26 protein-coding genes and 1 tRNA gene are annotated in these 22,620 nt (G+C 58.3%); 14 read left to right on the top strand and 13 right to left on the bottom strand.

Features of this window, described 5'->3' with window-relative positions; genetic code table 11:
• The first annotated feature begins 8 nt into the window (after positions 1-8).
• From ACZ2HM_RS11690 to ACZ2HM_RS11650, 9 genes are all read left to right on the top strand, one after another.
• Positions 9-767 carry a glucose 1-dehydrogenase gene (locus ACZ2HM_RS11690; protein ID WP_371388785.1) on the top strand — a complete coding sequence of 253 codons (759 nt, stop codon included), beginning with the start codon at positions 9-11 and terminating at the stop codon, positions 765-767.
• Between the two features lie 41 nt (positions 768-808).
• A complete protein-coding gene (locus ACZ2HM_RS11685) occupies positions 809-1,675 on the top strand; it encodes an enoyl-CoA hydratase/isomerase family protein (RefSeq protein WP_371388761.1) in 867 nt (288 codons plus the stop codon).
• 85 nt (positions 1,676-1,760) lie between these two features.
• A complete protein-coding gene (locus ACZ2HM_RS11680) occupies positions 1,761-2,648 on the top strand; it encodes an enoyl-CoA hydratase (RefSeq protein WP_470425295.1) in 888 nt (295 codons plus the stop codon).
• A 31-nt stretch (positions 2,649-2,679) separates the two neighbouring features.
• Positions 2,680-4,182 carry an AMP-binding protein gene (locus tag ACZ2HM_RS11675; protein WP_470425294.1) on the top strand — a complete coding sequence of 501 codons (1,503 nt, stop codon included), beginning with the start codon at positions 2,680-2,682 and terminating at the stop codon, positions 4,180-4,182.
• A gap of 70 nt (positions 4,183-4,252) precedes the next feature.
• Entirely contained in the window at positions 4,253-5,887 is a 1,635-nt protein-coding gene (locus tag ACZ2HM_RS11670; RefSeq protein ID WP_470425293.1) for a GMC family oxidoreductase, read from the top strand.
• Positions 5,888-5,890: 3 nt separating this feature from the next.
• The gene (locus tag ACZ2HM_RS11665) at positions 5,891-6,691 is read left to right on the top strand and encodes an enoyl-CoA hydratase/isomerase family protein (protein ID WP_470425292.1); all 801 of its coding nucleotides are present in this window, start codon (positions 5,891-5,893) and stop codon (positions 6,689-6,691) included.
• 47 nt (positions 6,692-6,738) lie between these two features.
• Positions 6,739-7,500: an SDR family NAD(P)-dependent oxidoreductase gene (locus tag ACZ2HM_RS11660; protein WP_470425291.1), complete on the top strand. Its 762-nt coding sequence runs from the start codon at positions 6,739-6,741 to the stop codon at positions 7,498-7,500.
• The gene (locus ACZ2HM_RS11655; RefSeq protein ID WP_470425290.1) at positions 7,500-8,309 is read left to right on the top strand and encodes an SDR family NAD(P)-dependent oxidoreductase; all 810 of its coding nucleotides are present in this window, start codon (positions 7,500-7,502) and stop codon (positions 8,307-8,309) included. Before ACZ2HM_RS11660 ends, ACZ2HM_RS11655 begins: the two co-directional genes overlap by 1 nt.
• Before the next feature lie 38 nt (positions 8,310-8,347).
• Positions 8,348-9,142 (top strand): SDR family NAD(P)-dependent oxidoreductase, encoded by a 795-nt coding sequence (locus ACZ2HM_RS11650; protein WP_371388768.1) that lies wholly within the window; start codon positions 8,348-8,350, stop codon positions 9,140-9,142.
• A 79-nt stretch (positions 9,143-9,221) separates the two neighbouring features.
• Here the strand turns inward: ACZ2HM_RS11650 and ACZ2HM_RS11645 are convergent, their stop codons facing one another.
• Positions 9,222-9,863 (bottom strand): 3-oxoacid CoA-transferase subunit B, encoded by a 642-nt coding sequence (locus ACZ2HM_RS11645; RefSeq protein WP_470425289.1) that lies wholly within the window; start codon positions 9,861-9,863, stop codon positions 9,222-9,224.
• Positions 9,863-10,510: a CoA transferase subunit A gene (locus ACZ2HM_RS11640; protein WP_470426850.1), complete on the bottom strand. Its 648-nt coding sequence runs from the start codon at positions 10,508-10,510 to the stop codon at positions 9,863-9,865. Before ACZ2HM_RS11640 ends, ACZ2HM_RS11645 begins: the two co-directional genes overlap by 1 nt.
• 277 nt (positions 10,511-10,787) lie before the next feature.
• Here ACZ2HM_RS11640 and ACZ2HM_RS11635 point away from each other — a divergent pair, with 277 nt between their 5' ends.
• The 3 genes from ACZ2HM_RS11635 to ACZ2HM_RS11625 all read left to right on the top strand — a co-directional run bounded on the left by ACZ2HM_RS11635 (position 10,788) and on the right by ACZ2HM_RS11625 (position 13,794).
• Positions 10,788-12,029 carry an aromatic ring-hydroxylating oxygenase subunit alpha gene (locus ACZ2HM_RS11635; RefSeq protein WP_470425288.1) on the top strand — a complete coding sequence of 414 codons (1,242 nt, stop codon included), beginning with the start codon at positions 10,788-10,790 and terminating at the stop codon, positions 12,027-12,029.
• A 98-nt stretch (positions 12,030-12,127) separates the two neighbouring features.
• Positions 12,128-13,411, top strand: a complete 1,284-nt coding sequence (locus ACZ2HM_RS11630; RefSeq protein WP_470425287.1) for a spinster family MFS transporter — start codon at positions 12,128-12,130, stop codon at positions 13,409-13,411.
• A gap of 65 nt (positions 13,412-13,476) precedes the next feature.
• A complete protein-coding gene (locus ACZ2HM_RS11625) occupies positions 13,477-13,794 on the top strand; it encodes a 2Fe-2S iron-sulfur cluster-binding protein (protein WP_371388774.1) in 318 nt (105 codons plus the stop codon).
• A 181-nt stretch (positions 13,795-13,975) separates the two neighbouring features.
• Here the strand turns inward: ACZ2HM_RS11625 and ACZ2HM_RS11620 are convergent, their stop codons facing one another.
• The 11 genes from ACZ2HM_RS11620 to ACZ2HM_RS11570 form a co-directional block, all read right to left on the bottom strand.
• Positions 13,976-14,314, bottom strand: coding sequence for a helix-turn-helix domain-containing transcriptional regulator (locus tag ACZ2HM_RS11620; RefSeq protein ID WP_129927272.1), 339 nt, complete (start codon positions 14,312-14,314; stop codon positions 13,976-13,978).
• Between the two features lie 4 nt (positions 14,315-14,318).
• Positions 14,319-14,672 (bottom strand): type II toxin-antitoxin system RelE/ParE family toxin, encoded by a 354-nt coding sequence (locus ACZ2HM_RS11615; RefSeq protein ID WP_242496099.1) that lies wholly within the window; start codon positions 14,670-14,672, stop codon positions 14,319-14,321.
• A 36-nt stretch (positions 14,673-14,708) separates the two neighbouring features.
• On the bottom strand, positions 14,709-15,977 hold the full coding sequence (locus tag ACZ2HM_RS11610; RefSeq protein ID WP_470426849.1) for a tyrosine-type recombinase/integrase: 1,269 nt from the start codon (positions 15,975-15,977) through the stop codon (positions 14,709-14,711).
• 92 nt (positions 15,978-16,069) lie between these two features.
• Positions 16,070-16,258, bottom strand: coding sequence for a hypothetical protein (locus tag ACZ2HM_RS11605; protein ID WP_470425286.1), 189 nt, complete (start codon positions 16,256-16,258; stop codon positions 16,070-16,072).
• A gap of 50 nt (positions 16,259-16,308) precedes the next feature.
• Positions 16,309-16,719 (bottom strand): hypothetical protein, encoded by a 411-nt coding sequence (locus ACZ2HM_RS11600; RefSeq protein ID WP_470425285.1) that lies wholly within the window; start codon positions 16,717-16,719, stop codon positions 16,309-16,311.
• A 674-nt stretch (positions 16,720-17,393) separates the two neighbouring features.
• Positions 17,394-17,528 (bottom strand): hypothetical protein, encoded by a 135-nt coding sequence (locus ACZ2HM_RS11595; RefSeq protein WP_470425284.1) that lies wholly within the window; start codon positions 17,526-17,528, stop codon positions 17,394-17,396.
• 71 nt (positions 17,529-17,599) lie between these two features.
• On the bottom strand, positions 17,600-18,118 hold the full coding sequence (locus tag ACZ2HM_RS11590; RefSeq protein WP_470425283.1) for a hypothetical protein: 519 nt from the start codon (positions 18,116-18,118) through the stop codon (positions 17,600-17,602).
• Positions 18,118-18,519, bottom strand: coding sequence for a helix-turn-helix domain-containing protein (locus tag ACZ2HM_RS11585; RefSeq protein WP_470425282.1), 402 nt, complete (start codon positions 18,517-18,519; stop codon positions 18,118-18,120). The genes ACZ2HM_RS11590 and ACZ2HM_RS11585 overlap by 1 nt, the downstream gene beginning before the upstream one ends.
• Positions 18,516-18,944: a hypothetical protein gene (locus ACZ2HM_RS11580; RefSeq protein WP_470425281.1), complete on the bottom strand. Its 429-nt coding sequence runs from the start codon at positions 18,942-18,944 to the stop codon at positions 18,516-18,518. The genes ACZ2HM_RS11585 and ACZ2HM_RS11580 overlap by 4 nt, the downstream gene beginning before the upstream one ends.
• Before the next feature lie 223 nt (positions 18,945-19,167).
• A complete protein-coding gene (locus ACZ2HM_RS11575; protein ID WP_470425280.1) occupies positions 19,168-20,601 on the bottom strand; it encodes a DUF6538 domain-containing protein in 1,434 nt (477 codons plus the stop codon).
• 155 nt (positions 20,602-20,756) lie between these two features.
• A tRNA-Leu gene (locus tag ACZ2HM_RS11570) sits at positions 20,757-20,843 on the bottom strand.
• Between the two features lie 130 nt (positions 20,844-20,973).
• Here ACZ2HM_RS11570 and ACZ2HM_RS11565 point away from each other — a divergent pair.
• Both ACZ2HM_RS11565 and ACZ2HM_RS11560 read left to right on the top strand, forming a co-directional pair.
• The gene (locus tag ACZ2HM_RS11565; RefSeq protein WP_470425279.1) at positions 20,974-21,729 is read left to right on the top strand and encodes an alpha/beta hydrolase; all 756 of its coding nucleotides are present in this window, start codon (positions 20,974-20,976) and stop codon (positions 21,727-21,729) included.
• Positions 21,729-22,595 carry a tetratricopeptide repeat protein gene (locus ACZ2HM_RS11560; protein ID WP_069065472.1) on the top strand — a complete coding sequence of 289 codons (867 nt, stop codon included), beginning with the start codon at positions 21,729-21,731 and terminating at the stop codon, positions 22,593-22,595. Before ACZ2HM_RS11565 ends, ACZ2HM_RS11560 begins: the two co-directional genes overlap by 1 nt.
• Positions 22,596-22,620: the final 25 nt, after the last annotated feature.

Genomic DNA, 22,620 nt, shown 5'->3' with positions numbered 1-22,620 from the left:
TGAATAAAATGGATTGGAATGGCCGGGTTGCCCTGATCACCGGTGCCGGTAGCGGCATTGGCCAGTCGACGGCCCAGGAGTTCGCGGCTTTGGGGGCGAAGGTCGCCGTCCTCGATCGCGATGAGCGCGCGGGTGCCGAAACCTTGGATGCGATCCTGGAGGCCGGCGGCGAGGCGATCTTCCTGCCGACGGATGTGACATGTGAAGCATCGGTCGCGGCCTCGGTTGCCGAAACCGTCAGTCGCTTTGGGCGCTTGGACGCTGCGTATAATAATGCGGGCATCTCGCCTGACACCGGCGCGACGGCGGATTGCAGCCGGGAAATCTGGGACCAGATATTTGCCGTCAACGTGACAGGCGTGTGGCTGTGCATGAAGTACGAGATTCAGGCCATGCTCAAGACCGGGGGCGGCGCCATCATGAACACAGGGTCTGTGTCTTCGCTTCGCGCCGCGCCCCAATTGCCCGCCTATGTCGCGAGCAAACATGCTTTGATCGGTCTCACCAAGGTCACGGCGCTTGAATATGCGAAACAGAATATCCGGGTTAATATCGTCTGCCCTGGCGTCATCGAAACGCCAATGCTTGCCAAGAAAGCGGCCGAGGGCTTCTTCAGTATCGACGATTACGTCCAGTCATCCGTGCCCATGAGTAGAGCCGGTCGGCCGGATGAAATTGCTTCGGCAGTGATATGGGCCTGTTCCGAGGCCGCCTCCTACCTCACCGGTGCGACGCTCTCGGTCGATGGTGGCATGGTGATCGCATAAACGGTTCAGTTTGAAAACTTAGATTCAATGGAGAAGATGTGATGAGCGAACGTCCAGCATATTTCGATAAGTACAAGACCCTCAAGTTCGAACGGTCCGAAGACGGCGTCCTGGTGGTGACCTGGCACAGCAATGATGGTCCGGTGCTTTACGGCTCAGAGCATCACTCCGAATGGGCGCCTGCATTCACCGACATTGGCGGCGATCGCGGCAACCGGGTGGTCGTGTTTACCGGTACGGGAGATGTCTTCATCGACCGTCATGGCGAATGGGGGGTGCCGATCAAGACACCCAGCAATTTCGACATTCCGTCATGGGGCGAGAAAATGATGTTCCGCCGCCTGTTCGAAATCGAGGCTCCGCTGATCTGCGCGTGCAACGGCCCGGCGCTGATCCACGGCGAATTGATGGTGCTGGGCGATATCAACCTTGCCACGACCACCTCGGTCTTCGCTGACGAGGGCCACTTCACGGCCGGCGAAGTACCCGGCGATGGCGTCCACATCCTCTGGCAGGAACTGCTCGGCACGAACCGCGGCAAATATTTCCTGCTGACCGGCCAGCATATCGATGCGTATGAGGCACAGCGCTTGGGCGTGGTGAACGAGGTTCTCGAACCTGCCGACCTCATGCCGCGCGCACTCGAACTGGCGCACCAGATGGCCACCTATGACGACCTTGCCCTGCGCTATACGCGCCAGTGCTTTGTCGATCGCTGGAAGCAGTTGTTCAACGACAAGGTCGGCGTCGGCTACGGCATGGCGCTGCAGGCTCTGTCCCACATGGATCGGGGCTGGATGGTCTGGGACAAGAGCAATGAAGGCCAGGAAACCTATAGCAAGCTGCAACGGCTCTATCCCAAGGATCAGGCCGATGCAGGTGCGGGTCGCAAGCGCGACGCGGCCTGAGCGAGCGTTCGGGATGCCTGGGAGAAGGGGCCCAGGCATCCCGGGCATTATCGACGAGTTGCTCAGCTGAAGTGAGGATCACATTTTGACGCGCGATATAGTTCAGCAGGCGTTCGAAACGATATTCGTCGAGACCCCGTTCCCGGGCGTTACGCGGATCGTGCTCAATCGTCCCGAAAGCCGCAACGCTCAAAATGCGGCCATGCTCTACGAGCTCAATAGCGCGTTCAACCAGGCGGCGCGTGACGATAGCGTCAAGGTCATCATTCTGGCAGCGCAGGGGAAGCATTTCTCTTCGGGGCACGACCTGCGCGTGCCGGATTTCGTCGCTGAAATGGCGCCGTGGGACCCCGTCGGCACCTGGTGCGGGTTTGGCTGCGATGGCGCAGAGGGGCGAATGGGGATCGAAAAGGAAATGTTCCTGGGGCTCTCCGAGCGCTGGCGTAACATTCCCAAAGTCACGATCGCTCAGGTCCAGGGCAAGGCGATTTCGGGCGGGTTGATGCTGATCTGGCCCTGCGACATCATTATTGCAGGCGAAGACGCCGAATTTGCCGACAATACGGCAGAGATCGGCGTGGCTGGGGCGGAGTTTTTTCATCACCCCTGGGAGTTGGGCGTCCGCAAGGCGAAGGAAATGCTGTTCACCAGCGATTTCATCGATGCGCATGAAGCCCACCGGTTAGGCATGGTCAACCATGTGGTGCCAAACGAGGCTCTGCAAGGCTTTACCGAAGCCATGGCATGCAAAATCGCCAAAAAGCCATCCTTCACGCTGAAGCTGCTTAAAGAAGCGGTCAATGCCGCCCAGGATGCGCAGGGCCGTGTAAATGCGATGAACACCAGTTTTGCGCTGCATCAACTCAGTCACGCCCACAATGAACAAGTTTTCGGCCTGCCGATCGATCCTACGGGATTGCCTGCCGCTTTGAGGGACAAGGCGGCCTGGAAGGGCAAGCCGGTACCCAAATAACCGGCACAATATTGATAGAGGATGCTGCCCAATGGCCATAATTCCGCTGGCTGAAATACCCGCGCGCGGTGCGGCGCTTCATGGCCGCGAAGCGTGGGCAATCCGTCACGGCGAGGACGTGATAAGCTGGGGTGACCTTGCGGATCGCGCGACACGGCGTGCGCATGCTTTGCGCGACGCTGGCGTTGGACCTGGTGATCTCGTCACATTGGCGCTCCCGAACGGTTCGGCTTTCTACGAAATCATGTTTGCGCTGTGGACCATTGGCGCGACGCCGCATGTGGTGTCCTACCGTTTGCCCCTGGCGGAACTCGAAGCTATCGTAGCGGTCGCTGAACCAAAGATCGTAATCGCTTCTGACAGGTCTCTCAGGGAAGCGTTCGGCGCGCAACCGGCCGATTTTGGTCGCGACCATCCCGATAGGACTCCATTGATCCCGGTGATCGCCCCGCGCTGGAAGGCGATGTCCTCTGGCGGTTCGACTGGCCGACCGAAGATCATCGTCGCGCCTGGTCCCAATACAATCGATAGCGAACGCAAGCCTCCGTTGCGCTTCCCCGATCAGGGCCCCATTCTCGCGACCGGCCCAGTCTACCACAACATGCCCGTGACAACCAATATCCAGGCATTGTTCGAGGGGCATTCGATCATAGGGATGACCCGGTTCGACCCTGAAGAGGCGCTGCGCCTTATCCAGGAATTTGGCGTCAAGTGGACCAGTTTCGTACCCACGATGATGATGCGGATTTCGCGCATGCCGCAAGAGGTGCGCGCCAGATATGACGTATCGTCGCTGGAAACCGTTTGGCATTGGGCGGCTCCTATGCCGGCCGAACTCAAGCAGGAGTGGATCGACTGGATCGGCCCTGAAAAGATTTGGGAGCTGTACGGGGGGACCGAAGGGATCGTCACGACCATATTGAACGGTGAGGAATGGCTGACACATCGTGGTTCGGTTGGCCGCGCCCATATGGACAAGATCAAGATTGTCGATGAGGCGGGCGTCGAATTGCCGCGGGGCGAGGTAGGCGAAATCTTTGCCCTTCCCGCGGGCGGCCGCGGTTCGACCTACAGCTATATCGGAGCTGACGCGCGGGTCACCGAGGACGGGTTCGAGACGCTCGGCGACTTCGGATGGATGGATGAGGACGGATATCTCTACATTGCCGACCGCCGTACCGATATGATCGTATCGGGCGGTGCCAACATTTTCCCGGCGGAAGTCGAAGGTGCGTTGATGGCGCACCCTGGCGTGGAAGGCGCAGTGGTCATCGGGTTGCCGGACCTCGATTTTGGGGCGACGACCCACGCCATCGTTCAACTGACACAAGAGGCGCAGGGCCTGGTTGAGCCCGACGAGTTGCTCGCATTTCTAAGGGAGCGGCTGGTGGCCTATAAACTTCCGCGCAGTTTCGAATTTGCGACAACCATGTTGCGCGATGACGCTGGCAAGGTTCGGCGCCAACAACTGCGCGAGGAGCGGATTGCAGCAATGCGCCAGTCCATGCCCGATACCCAGCCTGCTGCCGGCTGAAACCGATCACTGGCGTGCCGATCGGTTGCGCCCACCCCTCCAATTGACCGGGTTCTCCGGGGAGACCGACATGAGCGAGCAAGCAAAGTCCGCAGATTATATCATCGTTGGCGGAGGCAGCGCGGGTGCCGTACTTGCCAACAGGCTCAGCGAGGATGGTCGCTCCAAGGTGCTTTTGATCGAGGCCGGGGGTCAAGGCAGGTCGTTGATGATGCAGGTGCCTGCCGGGGTCGTCCAACTGATCGGCAACACCAAATATGACTGGCTCTATCCGCAGGAGCCCGATCCCACGATCGACAATCGCTCCTTCGCATGGTCTGGCGGCAAGGCGCTTGGTGGTAGCAGTTCGATCAACGGGATGGTCTATGTCAGGGGGACGCGGCGCGATTATGATCGTTGGGAAGAGGCCGGAGCCACGGGCTGGGGCTTTGCCGGGGTCTTTCCCTATTTCCTGAAATCCGAGACATGGTCAGGTGCGCCGAGCCAGGCGCATGGCTCGCATGGGCCGCTGTCGGTGGCGCCGATGCGTCCAGGATTCCATCCGCTCACCCATAACTTCCTGAAGGCATGCAACGAGATGGGAATTCCCACTCTTGCCGAATATCAGGATGGGCAGATGGAGGGGGTCTACCTCACCCAGGGCTCGCAGCGAGACGGCTGGCGGTGTAGCACCGAGAAAGCCTATCTGCGCCCGGCCCGATCACGCGCTAACCTTGAAATCATCGTCGATGCAGATGTCGAACATGTGGATTTCGATGGAGCGCGTGCCGTCGGGGTGACGTATCGCAAGAGCGGCAAGATACATAAGGCGACAGCGCGTCGAGAAGTTATCTTGTCAGCGGGTACGATGGGTACGCCTGCTTTGTTGATGCGATCAGGAATTGGTCCCGCAGCCGTCCTTAACGAGCACGGCATTCCGGTTCGAATCGATGCACCCGACGTTGGCGCCAATCTCCAGGAACATCCCGGTGTCGGACAGAATAAATATGTGAACAAGCCGACGATGAACAGTCGCATGCGGCCGATCGACATCCTTGGATATCTGGCGCGTTACGCATGGAATCGTAGCGGCCCCCTCTCCGCGCCTGCGGTGCCGGCCATGGGACTTGTGAAGACGAGCGCCGATCTGGACGAGCCCGATATCCAGTTCCATTTCATGCCGCTGGGTTATGACGTCGATCCGAACTCTACCTCATGGGGGGCTGACGGCCTGCCCAAGGAACAGATCATAACCTTGTATGCGTCGGTCTGTCATCCAAAGAGCCGGGGGCGGATCTTACTGGACGCCAATAAACGTCCGCGCGTCGTGCATCGTCTTTTTGGTGACGAACGTGATCTCGCGACGATGATCGAAGGCTGCAAGGTGATCAACAAACTCTACCACACGCCAGCGATGCGTAGTTTGGTGACTGCGGACCGCAATCCAAATCCAATACCCTCCACTGATGAGGGATGGGCGGACTTTGTGCGCGCCAAGGCAGCGCTCGGCTATCATGCCGTAGGCACCTGCCGGATGGGTAGCGATGTCCGATCGGTCGTGGATCCCGAATTGCGTGTACGATCCGTGGAAGGACTGCGCGTCGTTGACGCATCGATCATGCCGTCCCTGCCAAGCACCAATACAAATGCCACGGCCATAATGATCGGTGAGAAGGCAGCGGACCTCATTGCCGGACGCACCGTTGCAGCGACCTTGGCGGCCTGACGCATGAACGGCCGCGATGGCGCGCCGCACGTGCGGATGGAGCGCCTCAACGGGGTTGCGCTGGTGACCCTTTCCAGTCCGGAGACGGGCAACGCATTGGGCGTCGAGATGGCCGAGAGCCTTCTTGCCAGAGTGCAGGAAGCCGCAGGGGATCGAGAGACGCGGTCCGTCCTGCTGGCAGCGGAAGGACGGTTCTTCTGCGTGGGTGGCGACGTGCGCGCTATCGGGCAGGCCGGCGAAGACGTTGGTTCGCTGCTGGATCGGATCACGGCACCGCTGCACGCCGCGATCAGCATATTATTGCAGATGGACAAACCCCTCGTCGTGGCCGTCAACGGGCCGGTCGCCGGCGGGGGCCTTGGTCTTGCCGCCGTCGGCGATATCGTGCTGGCGTCGGAAACCGCGCATTTCTCGATGGCCTATGCGGGGATTGGATTTTCACCCGATGGTGGGTCGAGCTGGCTGCTGCCGCGCCTGATCGGATTGCGCAAGACGCAGGAGCTTGCACTCACCAACCGACGATTGACCAGTGCCGAGGCAGTCGAGTTGGGTTTGGTCACACGTTCTGTGGTCGGCGGCGATCTTGCCCGCGACGCGCAGGATGTAGCGGAAGCGCTAGCGAAGGGGCCCGTGGGCGCCTTTGCGGCGACGCGTCGCCTGTTGCTTGCTGCCGGTGCCAATACGCCTGAAGCCCAGATGGGCATGGAGGCTTCAAGCGTGCGTATGCAGGCGGAAGGATTGGAAGGCCGTGAGGGCGTTGCCGCGTTCCTTGGTAAGCGCCCTCCAGATTTCGTGTCGACCTGATCCCACAACAACGCAAAATAATTCGTGCCAGGAAGAGGAGATTATCCGTGGAGATTGAAGGTTTGGCGGCCGTCGTCACAGGGGCAGCTTCGGGGCTGGGTGCCGCGACGGCGGCGATGCTCTCCGCTGCGGGCGCCAATGTGACGATTCTGGACCGCGATCGTGCAGCCGGGGAAGCCCATGCCCAGGCTATAGGTGGGCGCTTCGTCGAGGCCGACGTGACGGACGCAGACGGTATCGAAGCTGCGCTGATCGAAGCGGAGGCATCCTTTGGCGTGGCGCGCATTCTCGTCAATTGCGCGGGCATCGCGCCAGCCATCAAGACCGTTGGCCGGGATGGGGTGGCGCACAAGCTTGTCGACTTCCGACGCGCGGTCGAAATCAACCTCGTCGGGACCTTCAACGTGTTGAGCCAGTTTGCTGCAAGACTGATTCCAGTCGAGCCGGTCGGGGAAGAGCGGGGCGTCATCGTCAACACGGCATCGGTTGCAGCTTATGACGGACAGATGGGCCAGGCTGCCTATGGGGCGTCTAAGAGCGGCGTGGTCGGTCTGACGCTGCCGGTTGCTCGTGACCTCGCGCGGGAAAAGATAAGGGTCATGACGATCGCGCCGGGCATATTCATGACCCCTATGATGAAAGGGCTGCCGCAGGCTGCCCAGGATAGCCTGGGGCAACAGGTGCCGCATCCCAGTCGGCTGGGCCAGCCCGAAGAATATGCCAAGCTCGTGCAGGCAATCATTACAAATCCGATGTTGAACGGTGAAGTTATCCGCCTCGATGGCGCGATCCGCATGGGGCCGCGATGATGGATGAGGCGCTGCAAGAGAATCGAAGCAAGCCGATCCCCGACCTTTCTGGCAAAATCGCGATCATCACCGGCGCGGCCAGCGGGATAGGCCGACACACGGCACGGGACCTTGCGAAGGCGGGCGCGACAATATTTGCAGTAGACAGGGCAATTGAGGCTTGTGCGCAGACCTGCGCGGCACTGCCCGATCGGATGTCACCGCTGGCATGCGACGTCACCAGCTTGTCGAGCATACAGGTCGCACTGGACACGGTCTGGAAGGACCATGGCAGACTGGATATCCTCATCAACTGCGCTGGCGTCTATTCCATGCAGCCGATCATGGCTATCACCGAGGCCGAGTATGATCGCGTCCTGTCGATCAATCTCAAAGGCCTGTTTTTTGTCAGCCAGACTGCGGCACGATATATGATCAAGGCCGGCCGCGGCGGCGCAATCGTCAATGTCGCGTCAGCTGCCGGCCGCAGGCCTTCGATCGGCTCGCTGGCCTATTCAGCGAGCAAGGCGGGCGTGATCAGCATGACACAGGGCATGGCCCAAGAGCTGGCGATCCACAGCATACGCGTCAATGCCATCGCGCCCGGAGCGGTCGAAACACCTATGTGGGATGCGGTCAAGGTCGCCTATGGGCAAGACCGGGCCGCAGGCGCGCCGACCGTGGAAGCGTCGCTTCTTGCCGAGACCCCGCTTGGGCGCTTGTGTCGCCCGGAAGATTGCGCCGACGCAATTCTCTACCTCTGCACTGACCAGAGCGCGTTCATCACGGCCCAGACGCTAAACGTCGATGGCGGCATGTACTTCAACTGATCGCCGATCATCACCGCATAATCGGGAAAGGATAGACGATGCCACAACTCCAGGGACGCCGCGCATTGGTGACAGGCGCCGCTGATGGCATTGGCCGGGCCATTGCCGAGATATTCGCACGAGAAGGCGCCCAGGTTCTGGCGGTCGATCTTTCGGCCGAGAAACTGACTAGCGCCTTCGCGGGCCATTGTGCCATCACACCGATCGTGCAGGATATTGCGTTGGACGAAGCCGCCGAAATCCTGGTGGCCAAGGCGCAGGAGGTGCTGGGCGGACTTGATATCCTCGTCAATAATGCCGGCATTCCCGGTGATCTGGCGATGCTGCATGAAACGACGGACGCCAACTGGAACCGAGTATTCGCTGTGAATGTCGATGCGGTCTTTCATTTGACGCGCGCCTGCGTACCCCTGCTGCGATCTAGCCGATATGGCCGCATCATCACCACGGCCTCGGTCTGCGCCGAATATGGCCTGCGCCTCCAAGGCGCCTATGTGGCATCCAAGCACGCCGTATCGGGATTGATGAAGGGATTTGCGATCGAACTCGGGCCGGACGGCATTACGGCAAACTGCATAAATCCGGCGAACACGGTGACCGGCATCACACGCGACTGGTTTTCCCCGGCGCAATCAGCCGAGGGACAGGCCTATCTGGACATCGCGTCGGTGCTGGGTCGTTATAGTCAGCCCGAAGATCTTGCAGCGGCTGCTCTATATCTGGCGTCGGATGGCGGCAGCTATGTCACCGGCCAGTCAATTACCGTCGATGGCGGGATGACGTGCCGACTACCGTCCTTGTCCCATACCCCACGCTATGAGGAAGGCGCCTGACCCCCCAGATGCTTGCCTGGGCGTCAATAGACGGGAGGGATTCAGGATAGCGCGGGCTCCCCTCCAATGGAGGGACTCCCTAGTCGAAGATGAAACTAGCCTCGGTCTTGGATCTGATTTCGTCGGGGGAGACGCCTGGTGCCAATTCCGTCAAACGGAAGGAGGATGATCCGCGCGTCTGTCGCTCGAATACGGCCAGATCCGTTATGATCATGTCGACCACGTCCGCTCCGGTTAGCGGGAGGCTGCATACGGTGCGGAACTTGGGCTCGCCGCCTTTCGAGACATGGTCCATCAGGACGATGATGCGCGCGACCCCGGCGACAAGATCCATTGCCCCGCCCATGCCTTTGACCATTTTTCCAGGGATCGTCCAATTCGCGAGATCGCCATTTTGCGCGACCTCGAGAGCGCCCAGGATGGACAAGTCGACATGGCCGCCGCGGATCATGGCGAAGCTTTCGGCCGAATTGACGAACGATGCGCCGGGGAGGGCGGTGACCGTTTGCTTGCCCGCATTGATCAGATCGGCATCGACCTCGCTTTCAAGAGGGAACGGTCCGACGCCGAGCATGCCGTTCTCGGACTGAAACGTCACCTCGATCCCTTCTGAAAGATAGTTGGGTACGAGGGTAGGCACCCCGATACCCAGATTGACATAGTCGCCATCGGTCAGTTCGCGCGCCGCGCGGGCAGCGATATCGTCGCGAGTCCAGGCCATCAAACGCTCTCCGTCCGGATCGTGCGTTGCTCGATCGGTTTTATATAATCGGTTCCCACCAGGATTCGGTCGACATAGATTCCGGGTGTATGCACATGGTCCGGGTCGATCTCCCCGGCCGCCACCAATTCTTCCACCTCGACCAGCGTGACCTTGGCGGCGGTCGCGGCAATCGGATTGAAATTGCGAGCCGTTTTCCGAAAGATCAGATTTCCCTTGGTATCCGCTTTCCACGCCTTGACCAGCGCCAAGTCTGCAAACAGCCCCATTTCCATAATGAATCGCTCGCCGTTGAAAACCCGCTCCTCCTTGCCCTCTGCGACCAGCGTCCCCACGCCCGTCTTGGTGAAGAAGGCGGGTATGCCGGCACCTCCAGCTCGTATCCGTTCAGCCAACGTCCCTTGGGGATTGAATTCCAGTTCGAGCTCTCCGGCAAGATACTGGCGCGCGAATTCCTTGTTCTCGCCGACATAGGAACTGATCATTTTCCTGATTTGTCGGGTCTGGAGAAGAAGGCCGAGCCCGAAATCATCGACACCGGCATTGTTCGAGATAACTGTCAGGTCGCGCACGCCTGAATCGCGCGTGCCGAGGATCAGCTTTTCTGGAATGCCGCAAAGGCCAAATCCACCGGCGACAATGGTCATTCCATCAAAAAGGAGGTCGTCTAAGGCCGCCTCCGCGCTTTCAACGATCTTCGGCAATATCCTGTCCTTGCAATCGGGAACAGTCTGTCGGCCGGCGGCATGGTTGCCCTGCCGGTCCCCGCGTCCCAGTCAGTTGCCTATGCCGATACCGCGCGCAATGCAGTCCCTCTCAGGCGGGACGGCGGCATCACCCAGACGCGGTCCCCCGCCGGGGGGATAGAGGCGCTCTGGGCAAAGCGTATAACCGTGCAAGAACATAGGACGAGGAAGGCTGCACATGACCTTGGAAACCCCCGAGCGCATCCAATCGATGTGGGAAGCGGCGAGCACGCAGATGCGTGAGCGTCGGCATCCAGACGATTTTCCGGCGCTGCCCGATATTCCTGCAGCTCGCTACACCAGCGAAGCCTTCTACGAGTTGGAGAAAAAGCACCTTTGGTCCAGGACGTGGCTGTTCGTTGGCCTAGCGCATGAGTTCGAAGAGCAGGGAAGCTATCGTACCTATACGTTGAACGAAGCCCCAGTCGTAGTCATGCGCGGTCGCGATGGCGAAATTCGCGCTTTTCACAACGTCTGCCAGCACCGTGGGTCGTTGCTCATGAAAGATGAGGGCGGTGTCGCTAGGAACATGCGCTGTCTCTATCATTGCTGGACCTACGATCTAGAAGGCAAGTTGATTTTCGTTCCCGACGAGCATTATTTTTCCGGCCTGAACAAGGAGGAGCGCGGCTTAAAGCCGATCCGCTGCGAACAGTTTGGAAGCCTTCTATTTGTGAACTTCGACGAACAGGCGGCGCCACTTGTCGAGTATCTCACCGATATTCCTGCGCTTTGGTCGGACATTCCGCTGGACGACCTTCGGCTGTTTGATCGCTTCAGCTTCGAGGTGGATTGCAACTGGAAGTGCCTCCAGGACAATTTTGCTGAAAATTATCACGCGAAATATGTCCATGAGAACACCATCGACAAGGTGATCGATTCAAAGACGTCGGCGCTGCAGATGCTCCGCGGCGGACATAACGCCATCGTTATCAAATCGCGCGGGACGCTGACCAGCGGGATGGGCGCTGCCTTTTTCAAGTCAGAAGACGATTCGGCGGAAGATCAGGCCAGCAAGCTGGCAGAGATATCGCGCAGTGGGCAGCGCAGCTATAACATCTTCCCTAACGGAACATTCCCCATTGCCGAGTATCTTTTCCCGATCGTGATGGTCTGGCCAATCGATGCCGGGCGCTGCAAGGTCGAGGTGTCATTCGTCAAAACAGGTGATGGACCGGCCAACGAGAAGTTGGACGCGGATACTCTGACTTTCTTCAAGAGCTTCATCGGCGAAGATCTCGACGCGCTTGCCGGGATGCACAAGGCGCTGGCGCACGGTGGCATCGATTCGATACCGCTCTGCTGGTCGGAACAGTTTATCTATAACCACGAGCAGCACATCGACGTGGTGATGGGCCGCGAAAACGTGCCGCAGGAACTGGCGGTCGTCGCCGTCGATCTGCCCTACGCCCACGCATAGGAATCTGGCCTGGTCCTTTCATATAGTGGGAGGGCCAGGTTAATGGGTTTTGGTGAAACGGTCGGTTGGCTGAACGGTTGTTGTGGTGGGGTTAGCGCGTGTCTGACGTCATGAAGGCCGAACTTCCCCCTAGCACAGCCAGATATCCCTATTTGGTGCTGTTCCTGCTGGGCATCATTTACATGCTCAACTATCTCGACAGACAGATTATCGCGATCCTAGCCCAGTCGATAAAGCAGGACCTCCAACTCTCGGACACGCAGCTAGGGCTCCTGTCAGGCTTCGCCTTTGCGTTGATCTACACATTGCTTGGAATACCCATCGCATGGCTGGCCGACCGAACGTCACGCGTTCGTATCGTGGCGATTGCCTGCGCAGTGTGGAGCTTTTTTTCGATGCTTTGTGGCGCCGCCACTGGTTTCGCTTCGCTGGCGCTGGCAAGGACGGGCGTTGGTGCCGGTGAGGCGGGTGGTGTGCCGCCTTCTCATTCGCTGATATCCGACTATTTTCCTCCTGAGAAGAGAGGAGCGGCGATCGCTCTTCATTCTCTGGGACTTCCGATTGGCGCTACCCTTGGCATTGCTTTTGGGGGTGCCGTCGCGGCGCATTACGGCTGGCGCACCGCATTTATCGCTGTTGGAGCACCGGGATTTCTTGCGGCGCTTGCGCTTTGGCTTTTCGTGCGGGAACCCAAACGGGGCGGAACGGATCCAGGCGTTTCCGACATGTTGGAGAGCGCTTCATTGTTGGCAAGTTTCAGAACATTCCAACGCAGTCGAACGCTTTTGCTGCTGCTCGTCGCCGCGGCTTCATACAGTTTTGTTTTTACCGGCTTTGCAAGCTGGGCACCGGCGATGCTGATGCGGACAAAAGGCATGAGCATGTCCGATATCGCCGCCTACTACAGCATTGTAAGCGGTAGCGCGATGACGTTGGGCATGCTGGCGAGCGGCTATCTGACCGGCCGCCCTGGGCATAATCAGCAGGCCTATCTCATTGCGCCATCTTGGGCGATGATTTGTGGACTGCCATTTTACGTGGTCGGGATGCTCGCGACATCGTGGCAGGTCGCGCTTGCTTGCCTGGCGGTGCCGATGACAACGAACATGATGTATCTCGCCCCGGCGACGGCGATCGTGCAGAACAGCGTTCCGGCCAGTCAGCGCAGTACGGCTGCGGCCATCCTGCTATTCATTCTGAACATCTTTGGAACCGGGCTCGGACCGCTGTACGTTGGCGTGCTCAGTGATTGGCTGGAACCAAGCCTTGGCGCGCAAGCTCTCAGAATGGCGATGATCGGTCTCGTTCCATTTTTCCCGATCGCCGCATTTTCCCTTTTTCTGGTCGCCCGATCCATACCGGCGCGAGGATCGGAAATATAACCGCCAGCGTAATTGTCAGCATTGGCCGCGCGGAGCGGATGAATATTGCAATATGAGGAACGATCATGCCGAAATTGACCGTGATAGACCGGGCAGGCGAAGAGCGGGCCTTAGACGCCCAAAACGGACTTTCCCTTATGGAGGCCATCCGGGACGAGGGTATTGACGAAATGCTGGCCTTATGTGGAGGCTGCTGTTCCTGCGCCACTTGCCATGTCTATGTCGATAGCGGCCACGCTGGTGCATTATCGCCCATGTCAGAGGACGAGAATGATCTGCTGGACAGCAGTGAACACAGAACGGCAGCCAGTCGACTTTCCTGTCAGATTGTCATTGGCGAAGAAACCGAAGGGCTCAAGGTCACGATCGCTCCAGAAGACTGAGAAGCCTAGACGATCTTCGGGCGAAGCGACGCCGCCAGCGATTGACAATTCGCGCCGAGCGAAACCCTTTTTGGGCGAGCAATGTACGGGTAACTGGCAAGTTTCATTATAAACCTAACCAACATCATGCTGAACCAAAAATCCAGTCATTCCCCTTAACTTTCAAGGGCTTGAAGCGCGATTAAAGGATTGCGTTCTTAAGCTGATCTACGGCGTGTGCCTCGAATGCGACACCGAGCCTTTTGCGCACTGCGCCAAAAATGGCAGCGAGATTATCCATGCTCGGGTTACCCTTTTCGGACAACATCCTATGGAGGCTCTTGCTTGGATGCTTGGTGTCCGCTGCCAAAGCCTCGAAACCCAATGACCCATTGACCAAATCGCGCAGGATCAGGCGCGCCACATGCGGTTCGCCATTCAGAAATGCAGTAGCCGCCTCATCAAGCATGGCCTTGGAGAAGGCTGGGTCGCGCATGGCGCGTTCCTTCACTGTTTCCTTGAAATCTCGGGTCAGCGCCATCTCGCTACTTCCTGCCTTTTTTGTCAGTCGCCTTGCGGACCTTGTATTCATTCAGCAGCACCCCCGCCTGATCGATGTCTGACTGCTGCCGCTTCTTCGTCCCACCTACGAACAGGATGACGAGTTCATCCCCTTCCTTGGCGAGATAGAGACGATAGCCTGGTCCCCAGTCGATCCGATATTCTCCCAGGCCGCCGCCGATCCATTTTACATTCGAGGCATTACCCAACTCCAACCGCACTATGGCTGTGGCCACCTTAGCGGAGGCCTGTGGATCCAGACCGTCGAACCATGACCGGAACGGACAGGAACCGTCCTCGCGGATATATTCCTGAACTATCAACTCATAGCCTTTCAAGTAACATATATGTTACCATATGTCCAGCGTTTGCGATCAGGCGACCAGTCGCAGGCGGTCAAGCTTGGCGGCCCCTTGTGCCAGCAGCTTGGCGATTTCATCCGAAGTCCGTCGCACGGCCAGTTTCAGGGCTTCATCGACGTGAATATAGTCCTGTGTCACATTCTGTGATGCGTGACCCAGCATCGCGCGGATCGTCAGTTCAGAAAAACCAAGTTCGGCAGCAATACTGGCAAAAGTGTGCCGCAAGGTGTGGGGCGTAACGCCCACTATGCCTGCAAATCCGCAGATACGTTGCAGGCAGGCACTGGCCGCAGTGAAGGGGCCGTCGCCTGTCGTGGCCGGGAAAACATGGGGATTGCCTGCGACCTGTGGCTGCGCCACGATCACCTTGATTGCTTCTGGTCCGATAGCCCGGATTTGCCCGCCGGTTTTGGTGTCGGGGAAGGCTACAAAACCGCCCATCGGGTTCACCCATGAGCGCTCCATCGCTTGGCCTTCTTCACGGCGATATCCCGTCAGGAGCAACAATTTGATCACCGAAATCCCGGTGGGACTAACACCCTGCTGCTCGGCATATACCATCGCCTTGCCCAACGTTTCGATCTCCGCCACGCTGAGCCGACGGGTCTTCTTATTGCCTGCCAGCTTCTTGGCGCCTTTAGTGGGGTGTTCGGAAAGCAACCCCTTATGCCTGGCATGGCCCAGGATCGCCTGGATCGTTCCAAGGCAGCGCGCAGCAACGCCGGGACCACCGGTCGCCTTACCACCACGCCCGCCACTGCGGCTCTTCTGCGTCTTATGATTTTTGACGTCGTCCTGCATTGCCTCGACGTCGGCGATTGTCAGATGCCGTGCTATGCGCTTGCCGATCAGGGGCTTGATATGCGTCTTGATCCGGCTTTCATCCATTGCCAGCGAGGATTCCTTGATCGGACGGTTCTTGCGGCCCAGAATCCTGCCGGCCCTAGCCTCCGTCAGATACCAATCGCACAGTTCCGTGACGGTCATCTCCTTGCGCGCACGACGTGCCTCTTCGGCAGGGTCTTCGCCGGAAGCAACCTCGCCAAGCTTGATCTTCGCCAGATCGCGCGCTTGATCCACCGTAATGACGCCGAAGCGACCGATCTTGACGCGCCTAATGCGGCCTTCCTTGTTCATATATTGGATGACGAAGGTCTTGGTGCCGGTCTGTCCGATGCGGACCCCGAACCCTTTGATCTCGGTATCCCAGATGAACGCCTGACCCGCCTTGGGCGGGGTGAGAGCATCGACCGTTCGCTTGTTGAGCTTGGCCTGCGCCATGCGCGCTTCCTCCATTTTATTACGCGAGCCTTGAAAAACCGAAAAGTAATAAGGACGTAATAAAAATCGGTCGTTTCGTGGCAAATCGGAGGCTACTGCGTCGTAGCTGTGATAGCAATATCCATATGAAAAAGCGTAGAAAATCGTAGAATGGCGAATTCTGGCGTAACGGCTCCGATCGGGTTGCCAAGGTTGGGGTCGAGGGTTCGAATCCCTTCGCCCGCTCCAGAAATCATCGAAAAATCAATGGTTTCTGCCGTCGTTGTTGAGGTGATATTCAAGCGACGATTTCCCCGGAACCATGGCGGAACCACTAGGTAGAAAACTCGATCTAAGCCGCGCCAGCCGAAATGAAGCGCTGCAAACCCTCGCCACCTTCCATATCCTCTTCGCCTTCCGGCTCACCGCGCGGCCCCATTGGGATCGATGTGCCAATCCATTCGGCATCGGTGCCGCCCAAGGCGCGGTATGATTCGCGGGCGTTGAGCATGACAGCGTGCCGGAGCGAACTATCGGTGAACGCCACCGATCGGCGCGTGGCTTCCGGGCCGTCGATCTTTGGCGGCCATACGGTCAGGCCGTTCTTCGGAGCACCAAGAAGAGTGGTCGCCCATCCCTCGATCCAGCCAAGGCCGACAAGATCAGGCGGGAACTCTCGCGCGGGACCAGCATTAATGCGACCGCGAAGAAGCTCAAGGTCGGCGTCGGCACCGTCCATCGCATCAAAACCCAGATGGGCCAACCGATCGCCGCCTGACCATGGTCGCCTACGATCGTGGATGACGCTGCCGGTCGACCCTTACTTCATCATCATGGGGATAGAGCATGACATCACGCTCCGACGATACTCCTACGGCCGAACCAGATACCGCCAACCTTGAGAGGAAGGATGATGCGGTTCCTCTTCTGGCCTATGGTTGTCCATGCGGGTGCGACAGCGTCCAGCAATCGAATGATTTTATTGCTTTAGCTGGGACTGGTGAAGACGTTCTGGGGCATCATGGGCGCGATCCGAAAATGGCGGAAAACCGTCCAGTCCCCATCGAGGAATCAAATCCAGATCGGCGCTTTCCTCTTCTGGGCACCAGCTACTCTCAAAGCATTGAAAATGCACGGGGATCGTCAACAAGACGGTCCCCTGAGAGCGTTTGTTACACATCGGTGTTACACAATTCGGGGCAATCATCGGTTCCAGACCGTGGGAAAACTGCCCTAGTCGAGGCGGCCGACTGTTACCTTCTGCTTTCCTTCAAAAGGAGGTCTGCGATCCGAAGCAGTCAATATGTAAATGAGCCGCAAACGCCTTGCAACACATCGATCTCATAATGGACGTCCCTTGGCTTCTCGCTTCCTTGCGGGACGAAATTGCGCAACATGTCATAAAAAACCCGCCTCATTAAGAGGCGGGCTAATCCGTCAGTCGCGCTCAGGATGCTTGATCCGTTCGCGCTCGGTAGTCGACGGATGGCGCTTGGCATAGCTCTCAGGCACAAAGCGCCCGGTGTTCGAGCTTCGATGCGAAACCTGAGTAGGAACCTTCTTATTGGTCATGGTCTTATGTCCAGAAAGCTCGAGCGAAATTGCTTGAGCGTCCTATTCGATCACCATTCCAAAGACTGACCCTAAATCGATTTGGGGTCATCGGGAATCTCCTTGGGCTTCTGCTTAGGTGGAATATGCGCGGTAGATGCGATCGCGGGGAGGGGAGGTATGTTAAGGCCAGCTTCAGCAAAAAGATGCGCCACAAGCCCACGAAAGTAAGGATAAGCCGCAAATGCTCCCACGTTTTTACAAAAACCGTGCGCGGCAGCTTCCGACGCATCTCCGGGCACATCATAAAGGACAATATACTCAGCGGTGCACTGCATTGCGCGGGATCTTCCCACTTTTGCCGTAACGTGGTATTCAAAGACACCCATGACACATGCGTCTTCTGGAACGAACTGGCACGATTTCAGCTTCCGCCCGTATGACAATTTCCAATCGCTCTGATTGGAGAAATGCTCGGGACTAATATCAAATCTGGATCCCGTAAGGCAAATTTTCTCCAACTTTGCATGCGTTGCGACCGCGTTATATTCAGCGCCCTTGAAGCCCGACTGAGTAGGTGGTCTACCGCTCACTTTAGCAATTTCGCCCATCAGGCTGCCCTCGCGTATTCCAGCCATTTGGCGGAGTTGTCATCGCAATCGTCATCATTCGACGCTTCCTCAGACCACATCGGCAGCACATTGCTGAAGGCCTCCTTTGAGGCTCCTTCTTCCTGCCAAGCCGTCGTCAATGCTTCATAGGCGCGCCTGTGAGTAATAAATGCTTCCTCACCGAGAGCGTGAATCGCGCGCGCCAGCAACCGAACCGTGAAGTTCTTGCAATCATCAGAAAAAATCTGTGAAATACGTGCACGAGATACACCCATTGCCTTCGCAAGATCTGCTCGCGAGATTTGCTTCTCCAGCATCAACTCGTTGAGAAAAATCTGGGCATCTACAACGAAACCCTCTTCTGCGAAGATTGCGCTTTTTTCGATGGCAATGTTGCTCATCTTTTGCTCCTTGCCTTTAAATTCTTGACGGCGATTTCCATAGCATCAGCGTATTTTCGAGCGCGCTTTAGCAGCGCTTGGTCCGCTTTATCTTTCTTTTTGGAAAGGTTTCGCTCTACAATTATGAAAGTTTTCTTGTTATCTACGACGGTTTCATAACCGTATAGCCGGATCTTATGGGTCTTAAAGACCTGCAACATCAGATTTCCAACACTTCTACCTTCATTCGGGTTGAACATTTCATTTGTTAGAGCACTACCTTCACACCAGCGTTGCATCGTCCTTTTCAGTCGACCTTGCTGCCGATCGTCGAGTCCATCATATTCTTTTGCGATTTTCGCATCGCAAAAAACACAGGCCCCCATGTGCTCTGCCAAGCATTCACAGCCCAATGCCCGATAAGGTTGATCATCTTCGACCTTCATAGGAAGCAAGAGTTAATAGTTCTCTTAACACCCTGCAAGGGTAAAACCGCCAGCAGTCGGTTTTTGTTGCGGAAGGATGCACGGATGGGTCCATATGTCGCCGCCGACGAGGGCAATCAAATGTTGGCTCAAGACGGTCCAAATCACTCAAGCCCAGCCAAAATTTGGTCGCTCCGGCTACGTCGATATTGTCCATAACCAACTTGATGCCTAACCTTCCGCATCAACTCGCATCACTCGCCGACCATGCCAGATGTGAGAAACTAATGTCGCTGAAACTAAGGCTTTTGATAGCCGACTCCAGTATCGATATCCGATGACCGTTCCCATAATTTTCCGATGCGCCACGCTTTCCAATTGTCCATCCTCCAAGAGCCATTGCAACATCATGGTCCACCCGCGCTGACCGCAGTTCGTCCCGAAAATTATGTCGGAACGAATGATAGCACGTGCGAGGTTGCCGCGCTCCGCAACTGTCGAGGAATTGCGTGAACCATTTTGAAAAAGCTACGGCACGGATACCTTTGGTGCCGGGGTCAATTTCCTCAAACAGCTTTGTCTGATTGCACCGCTGCTGCTCTGCAACGAAGTGAAGCAATCCACAATCAATCAATGTCGGATGAAGGGGCATCAACCGCTCGCTTGCGACAGTTTTGAGGTTCTTATCACTCTGGCCAGTCAACGAGGCCTCCGTGATCGTGAAACACCAGATCCCGTCGATCTCCCTAACGTCGGCGACATCAAGCTGGCATATTTCGTTTAGCCTCATGCCGGTATGCAAACCGATCAATGGCACCCAGAATCTCGCATTCCGAGGGCGTTCCGTTCCCGGTTTTGAGTAGCCCCGCCCCCCATCCACGCATCCAATATAAAGAGGAGCATTAAAAATCGCCTGAAGCTGCGTCGGGCTGAATGGATATCGCTTGTCCTTCCTCGCTGTCTCGTCGGGCAATCGCAATCCGCGTAGGGGGTTTCTAGAGAGAAGCTCTTCGTTCACGGCCCAATTCAGGAAGGTCGACAAATTTGCAAGGCAGACGTTCGCATTGGCGGTGCTGATGATGTCGATGTCGCCACGCTCACGAGCATGACTTGCGGCTTGACGCGGTGACAACTTTGGAAAGCGTTTAGAAGCGTTCCGAGGAAGGTGCCGGAGCACTTCAACGTAGTCGCGGCATTGTGACCGCGATAGCGCATTAATTGGCGTTTCCGCGCCGATGACCGACGTAGCTAGCCGTCGGCTCGTTTCATAGGCCTCGCGCGTTCTAGCCGACCATGAATGCGTCGGATCGGACAGATATTTCCCATAGGCGTCGCCAAACGTAGTGACTGAGACGAAGGGCTTCCCTGCCGCCTGAGCACTTCGGACAGGCTCCGCCTTTATCACCGGTGGCCGATCATCCTGCAAATCGTGAATCAACGGTCCACAGAGCGTCTGGTCGCATGGCAAACCTGCCTTCCAGCGATGATGTTCGATCTCAGCCTCAATCCGAGCTATTGCACCGGCCAGCCTGCGGAGGGCGATCTTCAAACTATCAGTTCGGAGTGATCGCCAGATCTCATCCCGTCCGAGTAGCCTTCGCGCGTCGCTCGGAACGCGGCGGCGGCAGTAATATTGGCGACCACGCAGAACCAGCCCAACCGGCCGTTTGTGTAACACGTGTGTGTAACAGTCGGCCGCCTCGACTAGGGCAGTTTTCCCACGGTCTGGAACCGATGATTGCCCCGAATTGTGTAACACCGATGTGTAACAAACGCTCTCAGGGGACCGTCTTGTTGACGATCCCCGTGCATTTTCAATGCTTTGAGAGTAGCTGGTGCCCAGAAGAGGACTCGAACCTCCACGACCTTGCGATCGCCAGCACCTGAAGCTGGTGCGTCTACCAATTCCGCCATCTGGGCACGGGGTAGGAGCGCGCAACTAGCCGCTGCCTCCAAAGCTGTCAACGCATGTTGCGGATTATTTCATGCCTCTTTGCAAAATCGCGCGCCGGGGGTGGACGGGTGCGCCAGCGGAGGGGATGACGGCGCTATGACCCACCCCGATTCCACCCCGATCACCCTGTTCGCCCGCCCCGATGGACTGCGTCTCGCCTGCCGCCCGCGGGCGGGAGCGGGGCCGACCATCCTCTTCCTGCCGGGCTATATGTCCGACATGGAGGGCAGCAAGGCGGTCGCGCTCGATCAATGGGCGGCGCGCCAAGGGCGGGCCATCGTGCGGATGGACTATGCGGGCAACGGGTCGAGCGAAGGACGTTTTGCCGATGGCACGCTGGCCAGTTGGCGCGATGACGTGCTGTGGGTGATGGATAGCCTGATCGAGGGACCGGTCCTGCTCGTCGGATCGTCGATGGGCGCCTGGCTCGCGCTACTGGTGGCGCTGGCCCGGCCCGGCCGGGTTGTGGGGATCGTCGGCATCGCGGCCGCGCCCGATTTCACCGAATGGGGCTTTACCGACGCCGACAAGGCGCTGCTGGCGACCGAGGGGCGGATCGAGGAGCCGTCGGCCTATAGCGACGATCCTTATGTCACGACGCTGGCCTTTTGGCAGTCGGGTCAGGCGTTGCGGCTATTGGAGGGCGAGATCGGCATTGATTGCCCGGTACGGCTGCTCCACGGGCAGCAGGACAAGGACGTGCCCTGGTATGTGGCGGTGAAGGCGGCCGCCCGTTTGCGTTCATCGGATGTGCAGACGCTGCTGATTAAGGACGGCGACCATCGCCTTTCCCGCGACGGCGACATCGCCTTGTTGATCCGCACCGTCGCCAGCCTGTTGGACAGCCATTGATGCCGCTCTTGCCCCTGATGCTGTTGGCCCAGGCCTATGATCCTGAGATTGAGGCCGTGATGAATCGCAGCCGCAAAGAGAAGCAGGAAGCCGCCGCCAGCGTCGCCGCTGCGCCGCTGCCCAGCACGCCCGCGCGGGAAGACGGCAAAATTCCCGTGCCCGCGAAATTCGCTGCGCCTTTCCAGGCCTGTCTCGACCAAGCGCTTGAAGATCCCACCGCCGGGGTCGCCTTTGCCGAAAAATGGCGGATCGACGGCGGGGGCTTCTATGCGCGCCACTGCATGGGCTTTGCCTTCGCGCGCGCCGAACGCTGGTCGCCCGCGATCATCGCCTTTCAGCAGGCTGCGGAAGAGGCTGAACGGAGCGGCGAGATGGTGCAAAGCGCGCGGCTGTGGGCGCAGGCGGGCAATGCCGCGCTCGCCAGCGGGGATGCCGCCAAGGCGCGCGGAGATTTCGATGCGGCCTTAGCGCGCGGTCTACCCGACGGGCTGGAAAAGGGCGAGGTGCATCTCGATCGGGCGCGGGCCTTGGTCGCACTGGGCGAGACGGAGGCTGCGCGCGATTCGATCGATGTGGCGCTGACCCAGGCACCCAAAGACCCGCTCGGCTGGCTGTTGTCGGCAACGCTGGCGCGCCGGTCCGGCGAAATGAGTCTGGCCCAAGCGCATATCGCGCGCGCCGTGCAGCTCTCGCCCGACGATGCGTCGGTGGCGCTGGAGGAGGGCAATATCGCGATCCTGACCGATCATGAGGATATCGCCCGATCCGCCTGGCAGCGGGCTGTGCGCCTGGCGCCGGACGCCGCAGCGGGCAAGGCGGCGGCGGATAATCTGTCCCGTTTACCTGTAGCCAAGCCTGCGGGCTAAGGCCGTCCAGCAAGACTTTGTCACG

The organism is Sphingobium sp. KKT206 (assembly GCF_055640555.1).
Note: the sequence above shows the minus strand (reverse complement) of the source record. Positions and strands in the feature narration are given on the sequence as shown.